At 64.8% G+C, this 25,036-nt stretch carries 20 protein-coding genes and 3 tRNA genes; 9 read left to right on the top strand and 14 right to left on the bottom strand.

Going from position 1 to position 25,036, the window contains the following annotated elements; translation table 11 throughout:
• Positions 1–3 precede the first annotated feature (3 nt).
• The gene (locus I6F24_RS23270; protein ID WP_225151819.1) at positions 4–1,305 is read right to left on the bottom strand and encodes a multicopper oxidase domain-containing protein; all 1,302 of its coding nucleotides are present in this window, start codon (positions 1,303–1,305) and stop codon (positions 4–6) included.
• A 154-nt stretch (positions 1,306–1,459) separates the two neighbouring features.
• Between I6F24_RS23270 and I6F24_RS23265 the strand changes: the two genes are divergently transcribed.
• From I6F24_RS23265 to I6F24_RS23255, 3 genes are all read left to right on the top strand, one after another.
• A tRNA-Leu gene (locus I6F24_RS23265) sits at positions 1,460–1,544 on the top strand.
• Between the two features lie 176 nt (positions 1,545–1,720).
• Positions 1,721–3,082 (top strand): trigger factor, encoded by a 1,362-nt coding sequence (gene tig, locus I6F24_RS23260; protein WP_225151816.1) that lies wholly within the window; start codon positions 1,721–1,723, stop codon positions 3,080–3,082.
• A 281-nt stretch (positions 3,083–3,363) separates the two neighbouring features.
• Positions 3,364–3,999, top strand: coding sequence for an ATP-dependent Clp protease proteolytic subunit (locus I6F24_RS23255; RefSeq protein ID WP_025036638.1), 636 nt, complete (start codon positions 3,364–3,366; stop codon positions 3,997–3,999).
• Between the two features lie 62 nt (positions 4,000–4,061).
• Here the strand turns inward: I6F24_RS23255 and I6F24_RS23250 are convergent, their stop codons facing one another.
• On the bottom strand, positions 4,062–4,268 hold the full coding sequence (locus tag I6F24_RS23250; RefSeq protein ID WP_128265601.1) for a hypothetical protein: 207 nt from the start codon (positions 4,266–4,268) through the stop codon (positions 4,062–4,064).
• Positions 4,269–4,450: 182 nt separating this feature from the next.
• Between I6F24_RS23250 and clpX the strand changes: the two genes are divergently transcribed.
• From clpX to I6F24_RS23235, 3 genes are all read left to right on the top strand, one after another.
• Positions 4,451–5,722, top strand: a complete 1,272-nt coding sequence (clpX, locus tag I6F24_RS23245) for an ATP-dependent Clp protease ATP-binding subunit ClpX (RefSeq protein WP_008547851.1) — start codon at positions 4,451–4,453, stop codon at positions 5,720–5,722.
• A 320-nt stretch (positions 5,723–6,042) separates the two neighbouring features.
• Positions 6,043–8,466 carry an endopeptidase La gene (lon, locus tag I6F24_RS23240; RefSeq protein WP_036010279.1) on the top strand — a complete coding sequence of 808 codons (2,424 nt, stop codon included), beginning with the start codon at positions 6,043–6,045 and terminating at the stop codon, positions 8,464–8,466.
• Positions 8,467–8,538: 72 nt separating this feature from the next.
• Positions 8,539–8,943: a GFA family protein gene (locus I6F24_RS23235; protein WP_036010277.1), complete on the top strand. Its 405-nt coding sequence runs from the start codon at positions 8,539–8,541 to the stop codon at positions 8,941–8,943.
• A 120-nt stretch (positions 8,944–9,063) separates the two neighbouring features.
• On the opposite strand, the gene I6F24_RS23230 is transcribed toward I6F24_RS23235, so the two are convergent.
• The 3 genes from I6F24_RS23230 to I6F24_RS23220 form a co-directional block, all read right to left on the bottom strand.
• Positions 9,064–9,140 (bottom strand) — tRNA-Val (locus tag I6F24_RS23230).
• A 192-nt stretch (positions 9,141–9,332) separates the two neighbouring features.
• Positions 9,333–9,695, bottom strand: a complete 363-nt coding sequence (locus tag I6F24_RS23225) for a hypothetical protein (protein WP_225151814.1) — start codon at positions 9,693–9,695, stop codon at positions 9,333–9,335.
• A gap of 234 nt (positions 9,696–9,929) precedes the next feature.
• Entirely contained in the window at positions 9,930–11,444 is a 1,515-nt protein-coding gene (locus I6F24_RS23220) for an autotransporter domain-containing protein (RefSeq protein ID WP_225151812.1), read from the bottom strand.
• A gap of 496 nt (positions 11,445–11,940) precedes the next feature.
• Between I6F24_RS23220 and I6F24_RS23215 the strand changes: the two genes are divergently transcribed.
• Positions 11,941–12,801 carry a methyltransferase domain-containing protein gene (locus I6F24_RS23215; protein ID WP_225151810.1) on the top strand — a complete coding sequence of 287 codons (861 nt, stop codon included), beginning with the start codon at positions 11,941–11,943 and terminating at the stop codon, positions 12,799–12,801.
• Positions 12,802–12,922: 121 nt separating this feature from the next.
• Here the strand turns inward: I6F24_RS23215 and I6F24_RS23210 are convergent, their stop codons facing one another.
• The 6 genes from I6F24_RS23210 to I6F24_RS23185 form a co-directional block, all read right to left on the bottom strand.
• Positions 12,923–13,903: a cation diffusion facilitator family transporter gene (locus I6F24_RS23210; protein WP_225151808.1), complete on the bottom strand. Its 981-nt coding sequence runs from the start codon at positions 13,901–13,903 to the stop codon at positions 12,923–12,925.
• A gap of 2 nt (positions 13,904–13,905) precedes the next feature.
• Complete coding sequence (locus I6F24_RS23205; RefSeq protein ID WP_225151806.1) at positions 13,906–17,124, bottom strand: CusA/CzcA family heavy metal efflux RND transporter; 3,219 nt, start codon at positions 17,122–17,124, stop codon at positions 13,906–13,908.
• Positions 17,117–18,103 (bottom strand): divalent metal ion exporter adaptor subunit IhpB, encoded by a 987-nt coding sequence (ihpB, locus tag I6F24_RS23200; protein ID WP_225151804.1) that lies wholly within the window; start codon positions 18,101–18,103, stop codon positions 17,117–17,119. The genes I6F24_RS23205 and ihpB overlap by 8 nt, the downstream gene beginning before the upstream one ends.
• Complete coding sequence (gene ihpA, locus I6F24_RS23195; protein WP_036025357.1) at positions 18,100–19,374, bottom strand: divalent metal ion exporter subunit IhpA; 1,275 nt, start codon at positions 19,372–19,374, stop codon at positions 18,100–18,102. Before ihpA ends, ihpB begins: the two co-directional genes overlap by 4 nt.
• Before the next feature lie 55 nt (positions 19,375–19,429).
• On the bottom strand, positions 19,430–19,792 hold the full coding sequence (locus I6F24_RS23190; protein WP_036025355.1) for a hypothetical protein: 363 nt from the start codon (positions 19,790–19,792) through the stop codon (positions 19,430–19,432).
• A 120-nt stretch (positions 19,793–19,912) separates the two neighbouring features.
• Positions 19,913–20,143, bottom strand: a complete 231-nt coding sequence (locus I6F24_RS23185; RefSeq protein ID WP_036025354.1) for a hypothetical protein — start codon at positions 20,141–20,143, stop codon at positions 19,913–19,915.
• A 357-nt stretch (positions 20,144–20,500) separates the two neighbouring features.
• On the opposite strand from I6F24_RS23185, the gene I6F24_RS23180 reads away from it, so the two are divergent.
• Entirely contained in the window at positions 20,501–21,391 is an 891-nt protein-coding gene (locus tag I6F24_RS23180; RefSeq protein ID WP_036025352.1) for a hypothetical protein, read from the top strand.
• Positions 21,392–21,455: 64 nt separating this feature from the next.
• Here the strand turns inward: I6F24_RS23180 and pepT are convergent, their stop codons facing one another.
• Positions 21,456–22,706 carry a peptidase T gene (gene pepT, locus I6F24_RS23175; RefSeq protein WP_036025351.1) on the bottom strand — a complete coding sequence of 417 codons (1,251 nt, stop codon included), beginning with the start codon at positions 22,704–22,706 and terminating at the stop codon, positions 21,456–21,458.
• 96 nt (positions 22,707–22,802) lie between these two features.
• A complete protein-coding gene (locus I6F24_RS23170; protein WP_036010212.1) occupies positions 22,803–23,132 on the bottom strand; it encodes an HU family DNA-binding protein in 330 nt (109 codons plus the stop codon).
• Between the two features lie 233 nt (positions 23,133–23,365).
• Between I6F24_RS23170 and I6F24_RS23165 the strand changes: the two genes are divergently transcribed.
• Positions 23,366–23,442: transfer RNA gene (locus I6F24_RS23165), tRNA-Asp, on the top strand.
• Between the two features lie 95 nt (positions 23,443–23,537).
• Here I6F24_RS23165 and I6F24_RS23160 read toward each other — a convergent pair.
• On the bottom strand, positions 23,538–25,034 hold the full coding sequence (locus I6F24_RS23160) for a caspase family protein (protein ID WP_225151802.1): 1,497 nt from the start codon (positions 25,032–25,034) through the stop codon (positions 23,538–23,540).
• Positions 25,035–25,036 lie beyond the last annotated feature (2 nt).

Here is a 25,036-nt window from a genome sequence, read left to right as displayed (position 1 = left end):
TGCTCACTCCACCCCATACCAGCGCACCAGGCGCGGCGCGGCCCAGTCGGTCACGACGGATTCGATCAGCCAGCGGCCGGGCGAGGTCGCGGCGAACGCGATGCGCTGGGTCTGGCCGGGCTCGATCGCGAGCGTGTCGAGCCAATAGGGCTTCCAGCCGTCGTCGAGCTTGTCGAGCAGGCGGAAATGGTGGCCGTGCAGGTGAAACACGGTGGTGACCGGGGCGGGGTTCTGCAGCGCCAGCACCACGGTGCGGCCGACCTTGGCGCCGAAGGCGGGGGCGGAGGCGGTGGAGAAGGTCGCGGGCCGTACCCAGCCGGAATCGGCTGTACCGAGCGCGACATCGAACCGCAGGGCGCCTCTCAGATCGAGCTTCTCGGGCAGATCATTCGGCGGGAGCGGCTGGGGCGGCGGCAGCGGGGCGCGCTCCAGCTTCCCGGAGACGGTCAGGCTTCCGACCCGGCGCGCCTCCTTGCCGTCATGCAGCAGAAATGGGGCCGAGGCGGCCGAATCCACGAAGGCGTCGGCCCGTGCACCCGGGGCCAGCACCAACGCGCCGTTGCGCGCGGGGAACGGCTCGGCCGGCTGGCCGTCGAGAGCCATCACGCGAACCTCGTGGTTTTCCAATTTGATTGCCAGAACAGAGCGTTGCGAGCCGTTGATGAAGCGCAGCCGCAGCCGCTCGCCGGCTGAGGCTGAGAGTTCGAATGAAGTCTTGCCGTTGATTGTGTAAAGCGGTGTCGTGTCCTTGGGATCCTGGCCCGGCGGGACTGCGGTGCTATCCGGCCGCAGGCGCCATTCCTCGATCAAAAGGACGGCGTCGCGATCGACGGGGACGCGGCTAGGCTCCGCTGCAATGATCGGCAGCGGGCGCGCGGGCTGTTTCAGGCGGCCCTCGAAGAGGCGGAAGTCGGCCAGCAGGGTCCCTGCGTTAGACACTGGAATAATTGATGTTTCCGTCGTGTCCGGCGCTGCCGGGGCGCGGCCGCGGAGCGGGTCGGCCGCCATCGGCGCGTGGAGGCCGTACCAGACTGGCGCAAGCGGCACAGGCAGGTTGTTGCTGAAGACCAGTTGGCAACGGTCGAAGCGCTTGAGGCGCACGTCCCCGATATGGCTTACGGCGGCCAGCTCCCAGATCGGTGTAGCCGGTTGACCCGGTCTCAAAGCCAGCGTTGCCGGCCTCGCCTGCAGCGCGAGCTGGGCCGTCACGGAGGGGCCCGCGCCGCCCGCGATCAGCCCGGCTGCCGAGGCCCCCAAGCCGGCCAAAACCTCGCGCCGATGGGGAGCATGGATCCGCGTTGTCATGGCACGATCCCGATCACGCCGTGCTGGATAAGTCCAGCCGCAGTGCCTACTTGAAGCTTGCCTCCATCAGGCCATTTTTTTGCTGCGAACAGTCAGGCACATGCTATAAGCCCGGCCGCCCGCGGCATCGCGGCCGGTCTTGATGCGAATTCACGCGGGCGTGGCGGAACTGGTAGACGCGCTGGATTTAGGTTCCAGTGACGAAAGTTGTGGGGGTTCGAGTCCCTCCGCCCGCACCAAGCGCTTATCGCGTTTGCACGGATTACGAGGCCTGCTTTCGCGCGGATGATCGTCCGTCAGGAAGCGGGTCCGATGAACCACCGGCGTGGAGGCTGCTTGCCTCGCGCCGGATCGATTAACGACAGCGTCCCGACGCGCGACGTGCCGGGGCCGAACGAAAAGAAGATTGGACGCCATGCAGGTCACAGAAACCCTCTCCGAAGGTTTGAAACACGAGTTCAAGATCAGCGTTCCCGCGTCTGATCTCGACGCCAAGGCCGGCGCCAAGCTCGTCGACCTCAAGGACAAGGTCCGTATCAACGGCTTCCGTCCGGGCAAGGTGCCGGTCTCGCACCTGAAGAAGGTCTATGGCCGCTCGGTGATGGCCGAGACCATCGACCAGACCATCCGCGACACCAACACGCAGCTGTTCTCCGAGCGCGGCTTCCGCCTTGCGACCGAGCCGAAGATCACCATGCCGAGCGAGCAGGCCGAGGTCGAGGAGCTGCTCAGCGGCAAAACGGATCTGACCTACACCGTCGCGATCGAGGTGGTGCCGGCGATCGCGCTGGCCGACTTCAAGAGCTTCCAGGTCGAGAAGCCCGTCGCCGAGGTCACTGACGCCGACGTCGACGAGGCGATCAAGCGCATCGCCGATTCCAACCGCACCTATGCCGACAAGGGCGAGGGCGCCAAGGCCGCGTCGGGCGACCGCGTCACCATCAACTTCACGGGCCGCATCAACGGCGAAGTCTTCGAGGGCGGTACCGGCGAAGGCATTCAGGTCCTGATCGGCTCCAACACCTTCATCCCAGGGTTCGAGGAGCAGCTGATCGGCATTGGCGCGGGTGAGACGCGCACGCTGAAAGTATCGTTCCCGAAGAACTACATGAACGACAAGCTCGCCGGCCAGCCGGCCGAGTTCGAGACCACCGCGACCTTGATCGAGGCGCCGCAGGACCTTGCGATCGACGACGAGTTCGCCAAGTCGCTCGGCCTGGAATCGCTGGACAAGCTCAAGGAAGCCGCACGCGAGCGCCTGGTTGCCGAGTTCGCCACCGCCACGCGCCAGCGCGTCAAGCGCGCGCTGCTCGATCGCCTCGACGAGGCGCATCGCTTCGAGGCGCCGCCCTCGCTGGTGGACGAGGAGTTCAGCCTGATGTGGAACTCGGTCAAGGCCGAGATGGACTCCGCCGGCAAGACCTTTGCCGACGAGGACACCACCGAGGACAAGGCGAAGGAAGAGTATCGCAAGATCGCCGATCGCCGCGTGCGGCTTGGCCTGGTGCTCTCCGAGATCGGCGAGAAGAACAAGATCACGGTGACCGACGACGAGGTCGGCCGCGCCGTGATCGAGCGCGCGCGCTCGATGCCCGGCCGCGAGAAGGAGGTCTGGGACTTCTACCGCAACAACGCCCAGGCGCTCGCCCAGCTTCGTGCGCCGATCTACGAGGACAAGGTGGTCGACTTCATCCTCGAGCTCGCCAACGTGACCGAGAAGAAGGTTTCGCGTGAGGACCTCTACAAGGACGACGACGCGGAAAAGACCGCGGCCTGAAGGGTTTGAGATAGTCCGCTATTAAGGATGATGAGCGAAGAGGCCCAGCTAGCCAGGTGGCCGGCTGGGCCTCTTTGTGCGAATCAGCTTCAACTGACCCCACAGATTAAGCCTTAATGCGCTGCGCACTTGTCAGACGCGAATTGGGCTATATCTGTCGCTACGCCTTCTACTTCTTACCCAAGTTCCTGCATCACATGGACGTCCATTCGCCTTCCGGCAATCCAGCCAAACTGGCAAGCCCGCCCGGCGATGTCCGTCTCCGAAACCCTAGGTGACTCATGCGCGATCCGGTTGAAACCTACATGAACCTCGTGCCCATGGTGGTCGAGCAGACCAATCGTGGCGAGCGCGCCTACGACATTTTCTCGCGCCTGTTGAAGGAGCGCATCATCTTCGTGACCGGCCCGGTCGAGGACGGCATGTCGACGCTGATCGTCGCGCAGCTGTTGTTCCTCGAGGCGGAAAATCCGAAGAAGGAAATCTCGATGTATATCAACTCGCCGGGCGGCGTGGTGACGTCGGGCCTTGCGATCTACGACACCATGCAGTTCATCCGCCCGCCGGTCTCGACCCTGTGCACCGGTCAGGCGGCTTCGATGGGCTCGCTGCTGCTTTGCGCCGGCGAGAAGGACATGCGCTTCTCGCTGCCGAACGCGCGCATCATGGTGCACCAGCCCTCCGGCGGCTTCCAGGGCCAGGCAACCGACATCATGCTGCACGCCCAGGAGATCCTGAACCTGAAGAAGCGGCTCAACGAGATCTACGTCAAGCACACCGGCCAGACCTACAAGTCGATCGAGGATGCGCTGGAACGCGATAAGTTCCTCACTGCGAACGACGCCAAGGAGTTCGGCCTGGTCGACAAGGTGATCGACAAGCGCGCCGAGGAGCCGGCGCCGGCGAAGGCCCCGTAGCACTACTGAGGCGTCACGGCGAGCCCTCGGTTTGCCGTGGACCCGTCAGGGCAGCGTTCACGTTAGGTGCGCGTGCGCGCGGCGCAAAACGCGGTTTTGCGCCCTGCGACAAGCAGAAAGTTCCGCTTTCGTGCTTGTTTTTCGTGGCAATCCAGCAACGCCGGGGTGTTTTCCATCACTTCGCCCGTGCCAAGACCGGAAATCACGGTATTGTCACGGGTAGCCGGCGACCCCCGATTAGCGAATTCTTGATAGTCGGGTGACAGCATGGTTGGCTACGATTGATCGGCTATGATCGCGGGAGAATCGAACCACCGTGATTCGCACGGAATGTAGTAAAGCGTAGGGTCTTTTTTGGTACGGAATTTGCTCTACTTAAGCTTCATGCCGACCATCGTGTCGGAATGGAGCGATCGAGCGGAACGGGATCGAACCGCGGACGGAGACATGAATGAGTAAGGTCGGCACGAGCGACTCCAAGAACACGCTATATTGCTCGTTCTGCGGCAAGAGCCAGCACGAAGTCCGCAAACTGATCGCGGGTCCCACGGTCTTCATCTGCGACGAGTGCGTCGAGCTCTGCATGGACATCATCCGCGAGGAGAACAAATCCTCGCTGGTCAAGTCGCGCGACGGTATTCCGACGCCGAAGGAAATCTGCAAGGTGCTGGACGATTACGTCATCGGCCAGAGCCATGCGAAGAAGGTCCTGTCGGTCGCGGTGCACAACCACTACAAGCGCCTCAACCATCAGACCAAGCACAACGACGTCGAGCTCGCGAAGTCGAACATCCTGCTGATCGGTCCGACCGGCTCGGGCAAGACGCTGCTCGCGCAGACGCTCGCCCGCATCCTGGACGTGCCGTTCACGATGGCCGATGCGACGACGCTGACCGAAGCCGGCTATGTCGGCGAGGACGTCGAGAACATCATTCTGAAGCTGCTCCAGGCCGCCGACTACAACGTCGAGCGCGCCCAGCGCGGCATCGTCTACATCGACGAAATCGACAAGATCAGCCGCAAGTCCGACAACCCCTCGATCACGCGCGACGTGTCGGGTGAGGGCGTGCAGCAGGCGCTGCTCAAGATCATGGAAGGCACGGTGGCTTCGGTCCCGCCGCAGGGCGGCCGCAAGCATCCGCAGCAGGAGTTCCTGCAGGTGGATACCACCAACATCCTGTTCATCTGCGGCGGCGCCTTCGCCGGCCTCGAGAAGATCATCTCGGCGCGCGGTCGGTCGACCTCGATCGGCTTCGGCGCCCAGGTGCTCGCGCCGGAGGATCGCCGGACCGGCGAGATCTTCCGTCACGTCGAGCCTGAGGACCTCCTGAAGTACGGCCTCATCCCCGAGTTCGTCGGTCGTCTGCCGGTCGTGGCGACGCTCGAGGATCTCGACGAGACCTCGCTGAAGAAGATCCTGACGGAGCCGAAGAACGCGCTGGTGAAACAGTACCAGCGGCTGTTCGAGATGGAGAACATCGAGCTGACTTTCGCCGACGAGGCGCTTGGCGCGGTTGCCCGCAAGGCGATCGAGCGCAAGACCGGCGCGCGAGGCCTGCGTTCGATCCTCGAGGCGATCCTGCTCGAGACCATGTTCGACCTGCCGGGCCTGGAAGGTGTGGAAGAAGTCGTGATTTCCCGCGAAGTCGTGGAAGGCACGGCGCGTCCGCTCTACATCTACGCCGATCGGTCCGATCGTGCCGTCGAGAACGCCAGCGCCTGATCTGACGGCGCTGGAAAGCTCCAATCGTCTCCTCGAGTTGGCTGCGGAGCCGTGGTTCCGCAGCCGGTGTTGCGTCGCTTGCCGCGTTGCGTAAGCGCCTGATGGCGCGCGTTTTTCAATGACTTGACACCCCCCGGGTCGATAGCCACCTAATGTCGGCGGCGAGCGAAAATTCTCTTCAAGATTCGCCTCAGTTCCGTTCCGGCGAGCCGGTCCAACTTGTAGAGGACCGACCGGTTCTGCGGATCACCTCGGCACCTTGTGGCGGTTGCGCATGATCGCGGGCTGCGTGCAAGGGGGCAAAGCAAAAGGAAAAGGCCATGACCAATCCAAAACCCCGGCCAACAATCGTTCATGGCGAAGCACACGCCTATCCCGTGCTGCCGCTGCGCGACATCGTCGTCTTCCCGCACATGATCGTTCCGCTCTTCGTCGGTCGCGAGAAGTCGATCCGCGCACTCGAAGAGGTGATGAAGAACGACGCGCTGATCATGCTCGCGACGCAGAAGAACGCGTCCGACGATGATCCGGCGCCCGATGCGATTTACGAGACCGGTACGCTTGCCAGCGTGCTGCAGCTCCTGAAGCTTCCCGATGGCACCGTGAAGGTGCTGGTCGAAGGGCTCGAGCGTGCGCGCGTGGCGAAGTACACCGACCGCGCCGACTATTATGAGGCGACCGCCGTCGCGCTTGCGGACACCGACGCGAAATCGGTCGAGGCGGAAGCGTTGGCGCGCTCGGTCGTGTCCGACTTCGAGAGCTATGTGAAGCTCAACAAGAAGATCTCGGCCGAGGTCGTCGGCGTCGTGCAGGCGATCACCGATTTCGCCAAGCTCGCCGATACGGTCGCCTCGCATCTCGCGGTCAAGATCGCAGATCGCCAGGGCATACTGGAGACGCTGTCGGTCACCACGCGCCTGGAGAAGGTGCTGGGTCTGATGGAGAGCGAGATCTCGGTGCTGCAGGTCGAAAAGCGCATCCGGTCCCGCGTCAAGCGCCAGATGGAGAAGACCCAGCGCGAGTACTATCTCAACGAGCAGATGAAGGCGATCCAGAAGGAACTTGGCGACGACGACGGTCGCGACGAGCTCGCCGATCTCGAAGAGAAGATCTCGAAGACCAAGCTCTCCAAGGAAGCGCGCGAGAAGGCGCAGCATGAATTGAAGAAGCTGCGCCAGATGTCGCCGATGTCCGCGGAAGCGACCGTCGTGCGCAACTATCTGGATTGGCTGCTGTCGATCCCGTGGAACAAGAAGTCCAAGGTGAAGAAGGACCTGGAGCAGGCGCAAGCCATCCTGGACTCCGATCACTATGGGCTGGAGAAGGTCAAGGAGCGTATCGTCGAGTACCTCGCGGTGCAGTCGCGCGCCAACAAGCTGACGGGGCCGATCCTGTGCCTGGTCGGGCCTCCCGGCGTCGGCAAGACCTCGCTCGGCAAGTCGATCGCGAAGGCGACGGGGCGCGAGTTCGTGCGCGTCTCGCTCGGCGGCGTGCGCGACGAGGCCGAGATCCGCGGTCACCGCCGCACCTATATCGGCTCGATGCCCGGCAAGATCATCCAGTCGATGCGCAAGGCGAAGTCGTCCAATCCGCTGTTCCTCTTGGACGAGATCGACAAGATGGGCGCCGATTTCCGCGGCGATCCGTCCTCGGCGCTGCTCGAGGTTCTCGACCCCGAGCAGAACGGGACCTTCAACGACCACTATCTCGAGGTCGACTACGATCTGTCCAACGTGATGTTCATCACCACCGCGAATACGCTCAATATTCCGGGGCCCCTGATGGACCGCATGGAGATCATCCGGATCGCGGGCTACACCGAGAACGAGAAGGTCGAGATCTCGCGCAAGCACCTGATCCCGAACGCGGTGTCCAAGCACGGCCTGGACTCCAAGGAGTTCTCGATCGACGACGAGGCGCTGCTGCTTCTGATCCGCCGCTACACCCGCGAAGCGGGCGTGCGTAACCTGGAGCGTGAGCTCTCTACACTGGCCCGCAAGGCGGTGAAGGAGCTGATGATCTCCAAGAAGAAGTCGGTCAAGGTCACCGAGAAGACTCTGGAAGAGTTGCTCGGCGTGCCGAAGTACCGCTTCGGCGAGATCGAGAGCGAGCCGCAGGTCGGTATCGTCACCGGCCTTGCCTGGACCGATGTCGGCGGCGAGCTGCTGACGATCGAAGGCGTCATGATGCCCGGCAAGGGCAAGATGACGGTCACGGGCAATCTGCGCGACGTCATGAAGGAGTCGATCTCCGCGGCGGCGTCCTACGTCCGCTCGCGCGCGATCAACTACGGCGTCGAGCCGCCGCTGTTCGACAAGCGGGACATCCACGTGCACGTGCCGGAAGGCGCGACGCCGAAGGATGGCCCGTCCGCAGGTGTTGCGATGGCCACCGCGATCATCTCGGTCATGACCGGCATCCCGGTCCGCCATGATGTCGCGATGACCGGCGAGATCACGCTGCGCGGCCGCGTGCTGCCGATCGGCGGCCTCAAGGAGAAGCTGCTGGCTGCGGCCCGCGGCGGCATCAAGACGGTGCTGATCCCCGAGGACAACGCCAAGGATCTCACGGAGATTTCCGATGCGATCAAGGGCGGCATGGAGATCATCCCGGTCTCGCGCCTCGATGACGTCGTCGCCAAGGCGCTGGTGAAGAAGCCTACGCCGATCGTCTGGGAAGAGGACACCAAGGTGACGGTGAAGCCGGACGGCGATGAAGCCGCCGGCGGCTTGACCGCTCACTGAGATCGCAGCTCGAAAATGATGATAAAACGGCGCCTTCGGGCGCCGTTTTTGTTTGGGGAAGGGGAGGAGGCAATGCACGTCGATGGGCAATGCCATTGCGGGAAGGTCGCGTTCGAGGCCGAGGTCGATCCGGAGGCAGTCTCGGTCTGTCACTGCACCGATTGCCAGACGCTGACCGGCTCGCCGTTCCGCGTGACGGCCATCTGCACCAAGGCCGATGTCCGCCTGACCCGTGGCTCGCCCAAAATCTACGGCAAGCGCGGCGACAACGGCCGGATGCGCTTTCAGCATTTCTGTGCCGATTGCGGTTCCCCGCTGTTCACCAGCGGCGAGGGCGACCAGGCCGACGATTGGGGCATCCGTTGGGGCTCGATCCGCCAGCGGGATGCGCTGCGGCCGGTGAGGCAGATCTGGTGCCAATCGGCAGCGGTGTGGATCGACGCCGTGCCGCTGCTGCCCGGGCGGCCCAGGGATTGAAGTTGGCTGGCCGAGCCCGCCTTCGCCGTTGGGCTTCGGCGCGGCAACCTTCGATCGCTTCGCGCTTACGACCTTGCTGTGCTGGCTTGCCGAGCCGTAGCTCGCGAAGCGAGCGAAGGCTGGTGGGCGGTCACGGATTCGAACCGCGGACCCTCTCGGTGTAAACGAGATGCTCTAACCAGCTGAGCTAACCGCCCAATGGCGCCTCTTTAGCGCCCCGGCGGGGGCCGAAGCAAGGGCCGAGCGCGCCCGCCCGGCTGCAATTGCCGGCCCGGTGAGAGCTTTCATGCCGGACACGGCCAACCCTGCAGCAGGTCCGCTGCAGGGCAATCTTTCTCGCAGCGCGATCTCGACGTAAGGCCGAGGAGCCAGCGATCATGCTGCGGGTGTCAGGCTGTCTTGGTGAACATCGTCAGGACACCGTCGACGATGTTGATCGCGACGACTTGTGCCGAGCTCAAGCCCTTGGCCTTGAGCACGGAGGCGGCCTGCGGTGTGTCGTCGATGGACTGCCGAAGCGACTGGATGTCCGTCTCGCTCGTATGCGCCACGAGTTCATCGACCTTCGCGCGCACGGCCGGCTGCAGTTCCTTGACGTCCACAACCTGTATGCTCCGGATCACAGTGCTGGATTGCGTGGACGATTGCTCCGTGTCGGATTGCGACGATGCGCCCTGTGCCTGCACCAGGGCAGGTGTTCCCAGCGAGAGAGCTGCAACGAGGACGGATGCCGTGAAGCTGCGCATGGTCATGCCTTTTCCAGTTTGAGGAAGCGCGAACCTAGCGCGGAAATCTGGTTGGCATCTGATTCCGATGTGGCCGTTCGGTGAAACAATGCGGCCGCAATGCGCGCGGATGAGACGCTTGCGTCGGGTCCGGAGCCCAAAGCGCAACTCTGTTCCAGACTTTCATATTGACCGAATGCAGAAAGCAAAAGCCCCGGACGAACCGGAGCTTTGCCTTAGCGACGACCAGCAGTGGGGTGATCAGTACTTCGCCACGACGGGGCCTCCGCCCCAGTTGAAGCGATAGACCAGCTGGCTGCGAACGGCGTGAACCCATTTCTCGGAATCGATCGACGCTCCAACGGACAGACCCGTTGCCGTGTCGCGGACGGCGTTCGTTGCGGTGTCGAATTCAGAGAACCGATATTCGGTCTTCCAGAACAAGCCCGGCACGATCTTCAGCGCGTGTTCTTCGCCGGCGCCGATGAACCAGCCCCTGTAGGTACGCTTGTCCATGAACACGCCGCTTGGTCTTCCGAACGGCGCAGCGTTGAGGGTGAAATCGGTACGGTCAAAGCTGGCTTCGGTATAGCCGACTGAGAAATAGGTCAGGAGGCTCGGGGTCGCCAGCCAGCCGAGCCGGCCGCCGCCCGCCCAGGCCGAGCTCATCTTCTCTTCACCCACGATCCCGAAGCGAGGCGGGCTGAGCTGGCCCTTGAGGCTGCCGATATCGTAGTCGCCGAATGCGCCGACGACGAAGGCCGCGCCCGCTGCCGCAAACTGGTAGTCGCAGCCGCCCTGCACAGTCCCGAAGAAGCCGCGGCCTCCGGTTGTTGCTGTATCGCTGAAGCGGGTTCTGGTGGGACCATCGATGTAGGTCGTGCTGTCCTGATTCCAGAGCCCATAGCCTCCGCCGCCGCCGACGTGGCAGCCGGTCCAATTCGTGAGCGGCGTGGAGGCCGGAGGCGCCTTCAGATAGGCAGGGGACGTCACATCGGCGGCGGGGCCGCTCGAATTGAAGCGGTAGACCAACTCGCTGCGGACAGTGTGGACGTACTTCTTCGAATCCTCGGAAAAGCCGATCGGCAATCCGCTCGCCGTATCCCGGATCGGATTTGTGCCGACATTGAAGTCGGAGAAGCGGTATTCCGTTTTCCAGAAGAGACCCGGCAGGAAGCCCAACGCATATTCGGCGCCGGAGCCGATGAACCAGCCATCGTAGGTTCGCTTGTCCTGATAGAGGCCGGCCGCAACTCCGAAGGGCGGAAAGTTCAGATTGAAGTTCGTGCGGTCGAAGGTCGCTTCGGTGTAACCCGCCGAGACATAGGTCAGCAGGCTAGGCGTCGCCAGCCAGCCGAGCCGGCCGCCGACCGCCCAGGCCGAGCTCATTTTCTCGTCGCCAACCATCGAGAAGCCGGAGGGAGTGAGCCGCCCGGTTAGACTGGCGAAATCATAATCACCGAAGGCGCCGATCACGAAGCGCTCGCTGGCCGCCGCAAACTGATAGTCGCATCCCGCCTGTACCGTCCCGAAGTACCCGCGGCCACCGGTGGTGATCGTATCGGCATTCTGAAAGCGGGGCGGACCGTCGACAAAAGTCGAATTTTCCTGATTCCACATGCCGTAGCCGCCGCCGCCCGCGACATAGCAGCCGGTCCAGTTGACGAAAGCTGCGGCGACAGCCGGTGGCTTGGCGTATTTGCGCGGAAGGTCGGCTGCCAATGCTGATCCGGAAAACGTCACCAATGCCACGAGGGCGGGCGCAACCTGCTTCATTCCAAACATTCCCATTCCACCAGACCGCGGCCAAGCGACCCCTCGCCAAGCCACAATCGACTCCTCGGGACAAACATACGAAGTTTGATTCAGAATGCTGTTGCAGGAAGGCTACAATCGCGGAAAGTGTGCGGCTCGCCTGTGCATATCCAGCCGCGAGCCGGGCTTTTCGCGACACCGCATTTCTGGTGTCGGTCTCGTGGGAGCAGAGGGTGCGCGCCTTGGCCCTTCGAAGGGACCGGATGGCGTCCAGAAGAACCTCTTTGCTAGCAGAGGGTTCTGACGGTTCGACGCGTGCAGTCCAGTGCTGCGGACATCGACAGTTTTCCGAAAGTCAGTCTCTGATCGGACGCGGCCCGGACGGGCCGGTACGCGCCGACGCGGCAATCCGTCGCGCGACCTCCAAAGCGCTCTCACACGTGCCTGACGTTAGGGCGCCCGCTTTTCGACCGAACAGGCTTCTATGATAGGGCAAGAATAGATGATGGAGCCTTGAATGGAACGACCCGCCGGGTACGCAGAGAACGCCGACCAGATCGCCTATTGGAACGGGCCGAGCGGGCAGCGCTGGGCCGATCGCCACGCGGCGCAGGAGAAACTGCTCGGCCCTATTGCCGACGTGTTGATCGACCGCGCCAAGCCGAAGCCGGGCGAGCGCGTTCTGGATGTCGGCTGCGGCTCCGGCGCGACGACGTTTGCCTTCGCAAAGGCGGTGGCGCCCGATGGCTTCGCGCTTGGCCTCGACGTCTCCGAGCCGATGCTGGCGCAGGCGCGGGCGCTCGCGCCGAAGGGCCTGCCGCTCGACTTCGTGCTGGCGGATGCGACCGTTTATCCGTTCGAACCGGCGAGCTTCGATCTGCTCGCTTCACGCTTCGGCGTGATGTTCTTTGCCGATCCGATCGCGTCCTTCGCCAATCTGCGTCGCGCGCTGAAGCCGGCCGGCCGGCTCGCCTTCGCCTGCTGGCGGGAGCCGAAGGAAAATCCGTGGGCGATGACGCCGCTGATGGCGGTCTACAAGCACGTGCCCAAGATGCCGCCGGTTGGGCCGGAGGAGCCGGGCCCGTTCGCCTTTGCTTCGGAAGAGCGCGTCATGCGCATCCTGAAAGGCGCAGGATTCGCGGACGTCGCGATGGAGCCGCACAATCTGGCGATGGACATTGCTATCGGCGGCGGGCTCGAGGCCGCCGTCGACGGCTCTCTCCAGATCGGTCCCGCCAGCCGCGCACTCCAGGGCCATCCGCCCGAGACTTATGAAGCTGCCAAGGCTTCGATCCGCGAGGCGCTCGCGCCGTTCCTGAAGGAGCAGAGCGTGGCGCTCCAGGGCGCGATCTGGATCGTGACGGCGAAGGCGGGGTAGGGCGCAGCGCTCTCCACCGTCATTGCGAGCGAAGCGAAGCAATCCAGAATCCCTCCGGAGACAATCTAGATTGCTTCGTCGCAACGGCTCCTCGCAATGACGATGCGGAGGCAGAGTCGCCTCACACCACATCATCCGGCGCGAGCGCGCAGCCGTTGTCGGGATGCGTCTCGACCTGGAGCGTGGTATGGCCGATGCGGAAGGATGTCTTGAGGAGCTCCGTCGTCTGCATCAGGAATGCGTCGTCGCTGCCTGCGGGCATCACGAGGTGGCAGGTCAGCGCCGTCTCGGTGGTCGAGATTGGCCAGACGTGGAGATCGTGAATCGCCGAGACGCCCGGTCGCGCCAGCAGGAACGCCCTGATTGCGGCGAGGTCGGTGCCCTTGGGCGCGGCCGCCATCGACATGTCGATGGAGCCGCGCAAGAGGCTGGTCGTGCTCCAGAGGATGGTGGCGCAGATGATGAGGCTGGTGATGGGATCGAGCCAGAGCCAGCCGGTCCAGATGATCAGCGCGGCCGAGACCACGACGCCGAGCGAGACCGCGGCGTCGGCGGCCATGTGCAGATACGCGCCTTCGATGTTGATGTCGTCCTTGCGTCCGCCAGCGAACAGCAGGGCGGTAAAACCATTGATGAGGATGCCGATGCCGGCGACCACCATCACGGTGACGCCTGCGACCGGCTCCGGCTCGCGCAGGCGCAGGATCGCCTCCCAGCCGATCGCGCCGGTCGCGACCAGCAGGAACACCGCATTGGCCAGCGCCGCCAGGATGGTGGAGGCGCGAAAGCCGTAGGTGAAGCGGCCTTTGGGCGCGCGGCGGGCTGCGATCGAGGCGCCCCAGGCGATGACGAGGCCGAGCACGTCCGACAAATTATGGCCGGCATCGGCGAGCAGCGCGGTGGAGTTGCCGATATAGCCGTAAACCGCCTCGGCCACGACGAGCGCGGTGTTGAGCGTAATGCCGAGCGCGAACGCCTTGCCGAAACTGGCGGGCGCGTGGACATGGCCGTGCCTGTGACCATGATCGTGTGTATGGCCATGCGCATGCGAGTGGCCCGCATGATCATGGTCGTGATGATCGTGGTGGTCGTGGCTGCCCAAATCTAGCGCTCCGCAGACGCCGCCAAATCAGGGGCCATTGTAAGCGTTTCATCTGCCACGTCACGGCGGAACAGCACGTAGAGCGCCGGCAGCACCAGCAGCGTCAGGACGGTCGAGGAGAGAATGCCGCCGATCACCACGGTTGCGAGCGGCCGCTGCACCTCGGCCCCGGCGCCGGTGGCGAGCGCCATCGGCACGAACCCGAGCGAGGCGACGAGCGCCGTCATCAACACCGGGCGCAGCCGTGTCAGCGCGCCTTCGCGCACGGCCTCCGCGACCGAGCGTCCCTCGCTGCGCAGACGCTCGATGAAGGCGATGATGACGAGGCCATTGAGAACGGCAACGCCGGATAGCGCGATGAAGCCGACGCCGGCGCTGATGGATAGCGGAATGTCGCGCAGCAGCAGCGCCGCGACGCCGCCGGTCAGCGCCAGCGGCACGCCGGAGAACACCAGCGCCGCATCCGCCGCCGATCCCATGCCCATGAACAGCAGCAGGAACACCAAGAGCAGCGCCACCGGAACCACGATCGTCAGCCGCTTGGTGGCCGAGACCAGCTGCTCGAACTGGCCGCCCCAGCCGATCCAGTAACCCGGCGGCAGCTTGACTTTCTCGGCAACGGCCGCCTCGGCCTCCGCGACGAAAGAGCCGAGGTCGCGCGCACGGACATTGGCCGTGACGACGATGCGCCGCTTGCCGTTCTCGCGGCTGATCTGGTTCGGCCCCGGCGTCGCATCGACGGTGGCGACCGACGACAACGGCACGTAGCGCATCTGGGCGAGGGGAGAGCTGGCCAGCGCCGTTCGAACGGCGCTGCCGGTTGCCGCCTCCTCGGCGGGCGGCAGTGGGATCGGGATCGCCCGGATCGCCTCGAGATTGCCGCGCAGGTGCTCCGGCAGGCGCACCACGATGTCGAAGCGGCGATCGCCTTCGAACAGCTTGCCGGCCGACTTGCCGCCGACCGCGATCTCGACGATGCCCTGCACCTCGGCGGCGCTGAGGCCGTAGCGGGCAAGCGCCTGGCGATCGAGGCGGACGGTGAGGATCGGCAAGCCGGAGACCTGCTCGATCTTGACGTCGCTGGCGCCGCGGATGCCGCGGATCGCGGCCTCCACCTGCTTGGCGGCGCCTTGCAGGATGTCGAGATCGTCGCCGAAGATCTTGACGCCGACATCGGTGCGGACGCCGGAGATCAGCTCGTTGACGCGGAACTGGATCGGCTGGGAGATTTCGTAGGCGCTGCCGGGAATCTCGTCTGCAGCATGCTCGATGGCCTCGACCACCTCCGATTTCGACTTGCCCGGATCGGGCCATTCGGCGCGCGGCTTCAGCATGACGTAGCCATCGGTCTGCGCCGGCGACATCGGGTCGGTGGCGATCTCCGCGGTGCCGATGCGGGTGAAGAACTCCTTCACCTCCGGAATCTGCATGATGCGCTTTTCCAGCGCCTTCTGCAGGTCCAGCGACTGCGTGAGGCTGGTACCTGGAATCCGGATCGAGGCCAGCGCGACGTCGCCTTCGTCGAGACTCGGAATGAACTCGCCGCCCATGCGCGAGGCGGCGATGCCGCTCGCGGTCACGATGAGCACGGCGGACAGGGCGACGGCGAGCCGGTTATCGATGGCAAAGCGGAGCAGGGGGAGGTAGGCGCGCTTCGCCGCGCGCATGAACAGGTTTTCGTGCTCGGACACCTTCCCGGTGACGAAGATGGCGACGGCCGCCGGCACGAAGGTGATGGAGAACAGCACGGCCGCGCCCAGCGCCATCAGCACCGTCAGCGCCATCGGCGTGAACATCTTGCCCTCGACGCCGGTCAGCGTCAGCACGGGCAAATAGACCACGGCGATGATCAGCGTTCCGAACAGGCTCGGCTTGATCACCTCGCTCGACCCGCGCAGGATCGCGCGCAGCCGTTCGGGCGTCGTCAGCAGCCCGCCTTTCTCGCGCTGAGCCACCGCCAGCATGCGCAGGCAGTTCTCGACGATGATCACGGCGCCGTCGACGATGATGCCGAAGTCGATCGCCCCCAAGCTCATCAGGTTGGCGCTGACCTTGGTCTCGACCATGCCGGTGATCGTCAACGCCATGGACAGCGGAATGACGCAGGCCGTGACCAGCGCGGCGCGGAAGTTGCCGAGGATCAGGAACAGCACGGCGACCACCAGCGCCGCGCCTTCCAGCAGGTTGTTCCGGACGGTGCGGATGGTGGCTTCGACGAGATCGGTGCGGTCGTAGACGGTCCGCGTCACGACGCCCTCGGGCAGCGATTTGGCGATGTCCTCCAGACGGGCTGCGACGCGGCGGGCCACGGTACGGCTGTTCTCGCCGATCAGCAGCATGGCGGTGCCGAGCACGGTCTCCTCGCCGTTCCAGGTCGCAGCGCCCGTGCGCAAATCGCGCCCCTCGGTGACAGCAGCGACGTCCCTGATCCTGACCGGATTGCCGCCGCGCGAGCCGATGACGATGTCCTGGATTTCGCTGACAGTGCCGACCTGGCCCGGCGAGCGAACCAGATATTGCTCGCCGTTGCGCTCGATATAGCCGGCCCCGACATTGGCGTTGTTGGCGGCGAGCGCGGTCATCACGTCGCGGAAGCCGAGCCGGTAGGCCATCAGCTTGCCGGGATCCGGCAGCACGTGGAATTGCCGCTCGAAGCCGCCGATCGTGTTGACTTCGATCACGCCCGGCACGTTGCGAAGCTGCGGTCGGATGATCCAGTCCTGCACGGTGCGCAAGTCGGTCAGCGAATAGTCGCGGTCGCCCTGCGTCTTCGCGCCCGCCTTGGCCTCGACGGTGTACATGAAGATTTCGCCGAGGCCGGTCGAGATGGGACTCATCGCGACCTCGACACCCGCCGGCAGCTGGTCTTTCACCTGCTGGATGCGCTCGCCGACGAGCTGCCGGGCGAAGTAGATGTCGGTGCCGTCCTTGAAGACGACCGTGACCTGGCTGAGTCCGTAGCGCGACAGCGAGCGGGTGTAGTCGAGCTTGGGCAGGCCGCCCATCGAAGTCTCGACCGGGAAGGTGATGCGCTGCTCGGTCTCGAGCGGCGAATAGCCGGGGGCGCGCGTGTTGATCTGGACCTGGACGTTGGTGATATCAGGCACGGCGTCGATTGGCAGGCGCTGGAAATTCCAGGCGCCAAAGGCGACGGCGCCGAGCGCGAGGACGAGGACCAGCCAGCGCTGCTGCAGCGAGACGGCGATGAGACGCTCAATCATGCTCGGCCTCACCCTTGCCCATCTCCGCCTTCACGACGAAGCTGTTCTCCGCGACGTAATGCTCGCCGGCCGAAAGCCCGGCCTTGATCTCGACATGGCGCGGATCGGAATCGCCTGTTTCGACCGGGCGCGCCTCGATCTTGTCGCCGTCCTCGCGCACGAACACGATGGTCTTGTTCTCCAGCGTCTGGATCGCGCTGCGGCGCACGGCAACCGCGACATTGCGCGCTGCGAGGATCAGCCGCGCCGTGACGAACAGGCCGGGCCGCAGCCGTCCGTCCGGATTTGGCAGCACCACGCGCGCCAACGCGGTCTGGGTCTCGCTCGAGCCGATCGGTGCCATGTAGGAGATCGTGCCCTTGATCTCGCCGCGGCCGTCGTCGGGATCGATCAGGACCTCGTCGTTGAGGCGGACGCGGCGGAGGTCCTGGCGGTAGATCGACAGGTCGACCCAGATCGTGGAGAGGTCGGCGACCACGAAGGCCGGCTTCTGCTCGGAGGCGTATTCGCCGAGCGAGATCTGCCGCTCGATGATGGTGCCGGCAATCGGCGCCTTCAGCTCGTAGACGGTGAGGCTCTGATTGCTTTCGATCGCGGCGAGCAGATCGTCCTTGCCGACCCTGTCGCCGATGCGCTTCTGGATGGATTTGGCGAGGCCCGGAAAGCGCGGCGTCACCTGCACCACGGCTTCCTGGTTGGCGCGCAGGATGCCGTTGAAGGCGAGCGTGTCGGTCAGCGTGGCGCTGGCGGCTTCCGCCAGCGTGACGCCCGCGGCCGCCAGCTTGACGTCGGAGATGCGGATGCGGTCGGCGCCGTGCTCGTCCTGCTCGACATGGTCGCTCGGCTTCTTGTGTTCGGAATGCTCGGCGTGCTCGCCATGATCGGTGTGCGCGAGCTTGTCCGCTGCGAGCAGGGAATAGCCGTAAGCGCCTAGCGCGGCGGCGACGATGGCTACAAGGATGGTGGAGGACGTCTTCATCGCGCGCTCTCCCGGGCCAGCGTAAAGGGATTGCCGACAAGGCCTTCGATGATGGCCACGCCGGCGTGGAAATTCTGCAGCGCCTCCTGCTCGCGCAGCCGCGCCTGGGTGACGCTGGCCTGCGCGTCCAGCACTTCGAGCAGGGTGAAGCGGCCCTGGCCATAGCCTTGCGAAATCGCCTCGGACGCTTCGACGGCCTTGGGAATTGCGGTCTCGCCCAGCACCGCGAGCTCGCGCAGCGAGCCTTGCAGCGAGTCATAGGCGCGGCCGGCGATCACGATCAGCGCGTTGCGGTTGGCCTCGCGCTCGGCTTTGGTCTTGGCGAGGCTTTCCTGGGCCGAGAGGATGTTGCCCTGGTTCTGGTCGAACACGGGGATCGGCACGGAGACGGTCAGCCGCGCCGCATCGTCGCCCGTTTCGTTGAAGTGGCGCCAGCCGGCCGCGATCCGCACGTCCGGATAGGGCCTGAGCCGCGCCAGTAGCAGCTCGGCATTGCGCTGGGCGTAGACTGCGGTCCAGCGCACCAGCTGCGGATTGGCGTCGATGGCGGCAACCACGGCCTGGAACGCCGGCGGCCGCCCGGTGGTGTCGAGCCGACCGGACACCTCGCCGAATTTGGCGGCGGGATCGCCCATCAGCACCGCAAGCTCGCGCCGGGCGCTCGCCAGCGTCGCCTTGAAGCGCTCGCGGTCCGCCTTCACCAGGGCGGAGGCGACCTCGGCGCGGCCGGTCTCCGCCGGCGAGGAGGCACCGGCCTCGACACGGCGGCGCAGAAGCGGCGTCAGGCGGTCGATCGCGGCGATCTGCTCGTCGAGGATCTGGATGCGCCGCTGCGCGCCGAGCACACTGAGAAAGGCGATCGCGGTCTCCGACAGCACCTCCAGCCTGATCGCCTGGCGCTGGATCGCGGCGACCTCGACGCCGGCTGCGCCTGCGGCAATCCGCGCCTCGCGCTTGCCGAACAGCTCGAAGGCCTGGCTGATCTGGAGCGTGGTCTCCGCCGAGCGCGTTCCGCGATATCTGCCGGAGCCGAATGAATCGTCCTGTTCGTAGGACAGTTCCGGATTGAGCAGGGCGCCCGCCTGGATACGCTGGCCCGTGGCGATGCCGACGTCGCGCTCGGCTGCCGTCAGGCGCGGGCTCGCCGCCAGCGCGCGCGACAGCGCGCTTCTCATCGTTAAAGTCTGGGCGTGAGCCGGTGCAAGCGCCGATGCTGCAATCAGACACGCTGCCGCGCACGCGAGGCGCGCGGCCATTCCCCTGCAAAACATGAAATCGACCTGTGAAGGATGAACCTAATGGGCGCGCCGCGCCCGACCAATCCGTTCAGGCAATAGGTCTGGGAGGGGGAGAGTCGGTATCGGGCACAATTCCGGCGAGGCGGGGGCCCTGTTGCGGGCTCGGTGCCGACACGAGCGCGATCGCCGCGGTCGATGGTGCCGGCTGTGCCACGGTCAGCGAAAAGCAGCCGTGGCAATGATGTCCGCCGATGGTCTTGTGGTCGCCATGGCCGGAGGCGCCATCGAGGACCGCGGCGATCTCCGAACCGCCGCGGGGCGTGGTGACGTCGATGTCGTGCGCGCCGTGCAGAGCGCCCGCGAGCAGATAGACCGCCGCGATCAGCACGGACAGCAGCCCGCGCGGAAAACGCGAGCGGCGGGATCCTGAGGGCTGACGGTTTGCGAGCACGAGTTCACTCTGGTTGCGGTCTGTGCCCGCCCTAGCATGGGTGCGGGAACAGTGTCGACCCGCAACATTGTTACGTCCCTGGAACAATTGCCGCAGCAGTGCATGCGCTGCCAGCGCCTCTCACTGGCGGACAATGACGGGCCGATGTGGCGCCATGGTTTCGATCGTGCGGGCCGGAGCTTCGCTGCCATCGTCACCTTCCATGGTGATGACCGCCCGACAGCTCGCTTCCATCGCCCGTTCCAGCCATTTGATGGCTTCGTCGATCCATTGGTCGTGGTGCTCGGGATCGGCGAGGGCCTTCTCCCGGAATGCATTCGCCTGATGCAGGCACGCCGTTCTTCGGTCCACGCGCCACCCCTGATCCGGAGGTTCCGCCCCGATCGCATCATTGATGATCCCGGCCGCGGCGTCGTTAACATACGACAGGGGAGACCTGCCGGCCGCAACGCGGAAAGGCCCCAGCCGGACGAGCCGGCTGAGGCCTCATGTGCTCACAATCTCTATCCCTAGGACTTGGACAGACAACCCGCATCATCCAAGTTCGTTCCATACGAACTGTCCAATTTGGAACGTTCCTCATACCTCGCGATTAGCGAGAGAAGAAACTGAGGAGGACGGACATGGACGGACTGATTTATCTGATCGGCTTGATCGTCGTCATCATGGCGATCCTGTCGTTCTTCGGCCTGCGCTGAGAGCGCCGCGATGACGGTCGAAACTCTGATGCGGGAAGAGGTCATGGAAGGCGGCCTGGCCGTTGAGGCGCCTCGAACCATCCAGTGGAGCTCGGTGTTTGCCGGCGCTCTTGCTGCGAGCGCAATGTCGTTCATCCTGATCGGTTTTGGTGTCGCGGTCGGCCTCGGTGTCAGTTCGGCCTCGCCGAGCTGGCGCGATGCATCGGCAGCGCTGGCGCTGCTGTCTGGGCTCTATCTGATCATCCAGGCGATCGTCAGTTTTGGCTTTGGCGGCTACGTGGCCGGCCGGACCACCCGGTCCGAGCCCGCGCTCGCAACGATTGAGGATGACGGCGAGCGGCGGGACGGGCTTCACGGGTTGACCGCCTGGGCGCTGGCAGTCTTGGCCGGCGCCGCGCTGCTGGCGCTTCTCGGCGCTGCCGCGATCGACCGTTCGCCGATGCGCAGTTCGGCGAGCAACACCTCGGCGGCCGAGCCCTTGTTGAGCTATGAGCTCGACAAGTTGTTCCGCGCGCCGCGCCGCGCTCCGAACACCGACCTGAGGGAAGCGCGCGCCGAAGCCGGACGCATTCTGATGACGTCGTCCAGCCACAGCGGCGTCAGCACCGATGACCGGGCTTACCTCGTGCAGCAGGTTGCGGCGGTGACGGGCCTCGCCGCACCTGACGCCGAGCGGCGAGTCAATACGCTGATCGCAGATGCGAAGACCGCCATCGACCGCGCGCGACGCAACTCGATCATCGTGGCGTTCTCGGTCGCAGCCGCGACCCTGATCGGCGCCGCGGTGGCCTGGGCTGCAGCAGTTGCCGGCGGCCGGCATCGTGATGGCGCACCGCTGCCGAACTGGATGGCGAGCGCCAACCGCTTCCATCGCAATCCGCGCGCAATGCCGGTGCCGTAGGCTCTTAAACCTAATGGAAATGGCCGGGCGCAAGCCCGGCCATCGTCGACGTCTGCAGGAAGCGTCAGGCCTTCTCTTCCCAGATCATCGCCAGATGCACGATGGTCTGCACCGCCTTTTCCATGTCCTGCCGGCTAACCCATTCGAGCCGCGAATGGAACGCGTGCTCGCCGGCGAAGATGTTGGGGCAGGGCAGGCCCATGAAGGACAGGCGCGAGCCGTCGGTGCCGCCGCGGATCGCGGTGCGCATCGGGCGCAGGCCGGCGCGGCGGATCGCCTCGATGGCGTATTCGAGCACGTGCGGGTGACGGTCGATCACCTGCTTCATGTTGCGGTACTGCTCCTTGACCTCGAACGTGTAGGTCGAGCGCGGATAATCCTTCATGACGTCCTTGACGATGCCCTCGAGCAGCGCCTCCTTCTCCTTTAGCCCCTCCTCGGTGAAGTCGCGGACGATGAAGGAGAGCGTCGCCTGTTCGAGCGCGCCGTCGATGCCGATCGGATGCAGAAAACCCTGCTTGCCCGAGGTGGTCTCGGGCGAGCAGCCCTCCTTCGGCAGACGCTCGACGATGGCCGCGGCGATCTTGATGGCGTGCTCCATTTTGCCCTTGGCGTAGCCGGGATGGGCGCTGACGCCGTTGATGGTGATGGTGGCGCCGTCGGCCGAGAAGGTCTCGTCCTCGACGCAGCCGGCGCTCTCGCCGTCCATGGTGTAGCCGAAATCGGCACCCAGCTTGTTCAGGTCGACATTGTCGACGCCGCGGCCGATCTCCTCGTCCGGCGTGAACAGGATCTTGATGGTGCCGTGCTTCACGTCGGGATTGTTGATGAAGAAATGCGCGGCATCCATGATCTCGGCGACGCCGGCCTTGTTGTCGGCGCCTAATAGCGTCGTGCCGTCGGTGGTGATGATGTCGTTGCCGATCTGGTTCTTCAGCGCAGGGTGCTCATTGAAGCGGATCACCTGGCTGGTGTCGCCGGGCAGGACGATGTCGCCGCCGCGATAGTTCTTCACGATTTGCGGCTTGACGTCCTTGCCGGTGACGTCGGGCGAGGTGTCCATGTGCGAGCAGAAGCAGATCACCGGCACCTTCTTGTCGGTGTTGGCCGGGATCGTTCCGTAGACGTAGCCGTAATCGTCGAGATGCGCGTCCACAACGCCCATGGCCTTCAGCTCGGCAGCGAGCACGCGGCCGAGATCCTTCTGCTTCTCGGTCGACGGCGAGCTGGGGGATGCCGGATCGGACTGGGTGTCGATGGTGACGTAGCGCAGGAAGCGCTCGGTCACGGTATGCGAAAAGGAGAGGGAGGACATTCTGGTCAAACCGCCGGGTGTTCTTGAAGCTGGCGGTATATCAGAAAAGCGGGCCGTGATGCGGCCGCAACGGGCTCTGGGTCACGCTTTAGGGCCTCAGATCGCCTCCTTCAGCTCCTTCACCGGGCGGAACGCGACCTTCCTGGTGGCCTTGATATGGATCGCTTCGCCGGTGGAAGGATTACGGCCGGTGCGGGCGGCGCGCTTGCGGACCTGGAGGATGCCGAGGCCGACGATGCGGACCCGGTCGCCCTTCTTGAGGTGCTTGGTGATCAGATCGACCATGTCGGTCAGGACGGCCTCGGCATGCTTTTTGGAGACATCCTGGCGCTCGGCAATGTCGGCGGCGAGGTGCTTGAGCGTGATCGTGGCGGGCGCGGCCGCCTTCTTCGCCGAATCCTTCTTAGCCGGATCCTTCTTAGCCATGTCTGGCCTCCTCGATCTTGCAGGTCGTCCAGAGGGAGATGGCCCCTGACCCGCAAGTTCCCGGAGGCGTAGACGATTCGGGACCGGACTGACTACGCCGCCGGCATTACCGAGGGCCGCGTTCGTGTGTGCCAGCAGTGGAATCCGCTGGTTTGAGCTGTGGATGCAACATCCTTGACTTCACCAGATCGGGCCTTTAAGTCCCCCCTCGTTCCGCAGACATTGCGTGTCACGCGGGAGTAGCTCAGTTGGTTAGAGCGCCGGCCTGTCACGCCGGAGGTCGCGGGTTCGAGCCCCGTCTCTCGCGCCATTTTTGGCAAATAGATCAAATAGTTGCTGTCTCGGCCAAAAGCGCCGCTTGGACTGCCGTTTCATCCCGATCGCTTCCTCCCCGCCAGAATTCGTCTATTTCGGCTTGGACTCCTCGATATGCGCGAGGATGCGCCGTGCGTCGGTGCTGCCGGCCTGCGCTGCCTTGGCCAGGAGCCGCTTGGCCGCGGCAAGGTCCCGTCGGCCGCCGATTCCGTTGGCGTTGCACCGGGCGAGATTGACCAGAGCTTCGAGTCCGCCCATCGCGGCGCCCCTCTGGTACAGCGCCCGAGCCAACTTCAGGTCTCGCCTGGCTCCCAGTCCCTTCTCGGCAAGCTCCCCCATCCTGTTGATGGCCGTCGCATCGCCGAGCTCGGCGGCCCGCTGGTACAACGCATAGGCCTTTGCGGGATCGCTGGCCGCGCCGATTCCACGCTCCTGCTGTAGGCCGAGGCTGACGAGTGCTGGCGCAATCTTCTTCTCGGCGGCCATCTCATAGTAGAAGCGCGAGCGGGCGGGATCTTTCTCGACGCCGTTGCCGTTCTCGTACATCAATCCGAGCTCGTAGAGCGCACGTGCGTTGCCGAGCTCGGATGCCGCCTTGTAGCTCGCCACCGCTCCTCCGTAATCGCGCATGGCGAAGAATGAACGCCCGAGCTGGTAGTGCAGGCGGTCCGCCCCTGGCCACCGCTTGACCGCCTCCGCGCACGCCGCAACCGCGCTCGCCGCCTTTAGATTGTCGCGCGTCTCGCCTTGGTCGACGTGTCCCCTCAAATCCGCGAGCCCGGCAACGGCGTTGTCGCAGTGCTGTATGACGGCGGTATCGTCCTGGACGACTTGCTTGACGGGATGGAGATAGACCTTGTCCTTGGAAAGCTGACCATACATGTAGGGCGTCTGCTTCCGGTGCGTTGCCTGCCGAACCTCGTCGCGAACGTTGCGAAAGACGAAGTTGATCTCGAGGTCGGCCTGCCGGAGGTATTTCAGCAGCGCCGCAGCGAAAGGGCTGTTGCGGCCTTCGCCTTCTTCCGCGGTCCGCCCCGGCTCCGCTGGAAAGAACACGAGCGTGTTACGGATCGGTGCGCTTCCGCCTGAGGTCAGGGAAGAGCTGCTGCGGCGGCCATTCGGTATGGCAGGGAACGGGTTCTCCCGCATGGCATCCAGGATCACCAGACCCAGCCTGCGAGCCCGCCCTGCGGCAGCGGTCACCGCAGCCAGGGGAACGGTCTCTGCGTTGGCCGACTCAGGTGTCGCAAGATGCGCATCCACGGGGATCAGGTAACTGCCGACACCGGCAGCTGCACTGTATCCGGCAAAATAGAAGACCGCGATGTCCGCAGCGGCGGACTTCTCGGTGAAGGCGACGAGCCTCGCGTGCAGATCGTCGAGGGTCGTGTTCTTGCGCAGATCGACGTCGAAGCCGAGGCCGGCGAGACCCGCGGCAATGTCCTCGGCATCATTGACGGGAGAGCCGAGCGGCGGCGCGTTCGCGTAGCTCGCGTTTCCAATGACCAAGGCGACACGGCGGTTGGAAGCTTCTGCTTCGGCGTCGAAGAGAAGCCCGATGGCAATGAACAGTGCCAGCCAGCGCAAGT

This window comes from Bradyrhizobium sp. BRP23 (assembly GCF_020194135.1).
Classification (GTDB): Bacteria; Pseudomonadota; Alphaproteobacteria; order Rhizobiales; family Xanthobacteraceae; genus Bradyrhizobium; species Bradyrhizobium yuanmingense.
The sequence above is the reverse complement of the archived record's forward strand: the minus strand, read 5'-3'. Positions and strand labels throughout refer to the sequence as shown.

Bases quoted from the DNA above. Each gene is read 5' to 3' on its own strand.
- I6F24_RS23220 (WP_225151812.1), bottom strand. From the start codon at position 11,444: ATGAAGCAGGTTGCGCCCGCCCTCGTGGCATTGGTGACGTTTTCCGGA.
- I6F24_RS23215 (WP_225151810.1), top strand. From the start codon at position 11,941: ATGGAACGACCCGCCGGGTACGCAGAGAACGCCGACCAGATCGCCTAT.
- clpX (WP_008547851.1), top strand. From the start codon at position 4,451: ATGAGTAAGGTCGGCACGAGCGACTCCAAGAACACGCTATATTGCTCG.
- ihpA (WP_036025357.1), bottom strand. From the start codon at position 19,374: ATGTTTTGCAGGGGAATGGCCGCGCGCCTCGCGTGCGCGGCAGCGTGT.
- tig (WP_225151816.1), top strand. From the start codon at position 1,721: ATGCAGGTCACAGAAACCCTCTCCGAAGGTTTGAAACACGAGTTCAAG.
- I6F24_RS23205 (WP_225151806.1), bottom strand. From the start codon at position 17,124: ATGATTGAGCGTCTCATCGCCGTCTCGCTGCAGCAGCGCTGGCTGGTC.
- I6F24_RS23180 (WP_036025352.1), top strand. From the start codon at position 20,501: ATGACGGTCGAAACTCTGATGCGGGAAGAGGTCATGGAAGGCGGCCTG.
- I6F24_RS23255 (WP_025036638.1), top strand. From the start codon at position 3,364: ATGCGCGATCCGGTTGAAACCTACATGAACCTCGTGCCCATGGTGGTC.
- lon (WP_036010279.1), top strand. From the start codon at position 6,043: ATGACCAATCCAAAACCCCGGCCAACAATCGTTCATGGCGAAGCACAC.
- ihpB (WP_225151804.1), bottom strand. From the start codon at position 18,103: ATGAAGACGTCCTCCACCATCCTTGTAGCCATCGTCGCCGCCGCGCTA.
- I6F24_RS23170 (WP_036010212.1), bottom strand. From the start codon at position 23,132: ATGGCTAAGAAGGATCCGGCTAAGAAGGATTCGGCGAAGAAGGCGGCC.
- pepT (WP_036025351.1), bottom strand. From the start codon at position 22,706: ATGTCCTCCCTCTCCTTTTCGCATACCGTGACCGAGCGCTTCCTGCGC.
- I6F24_RS23250 (WP_128265601.1), bottom strand. From the start codon at position 4,268: ATGCTGTCACCCGACTATCAAGAATTCGCTAATCGGGGGTCGCCGGCT.
- I6F24_RS23270 (WP_225151819.1), bottom strand. From the start codon at position 1,305: ATGACAACGCGGATCCATGCTCCCCATCGGCGCGAGGTTTTGGCCGGC.
- I6F24_RS23235 (WP_036010277.1), top strand. From the start codon at position 8,539: ATGCACGTCGATGGGCAATGCCATTGCGGGAAGGTCGCGTTCGAGGCC.
- I6F24_RS23225 (WP_225151814.1), bottom strand. From the start codon at position 9,695: ATGACCATGCGCAGCTTCACGGCATCCGTCCTCGTTGCAGCTCTCTCG.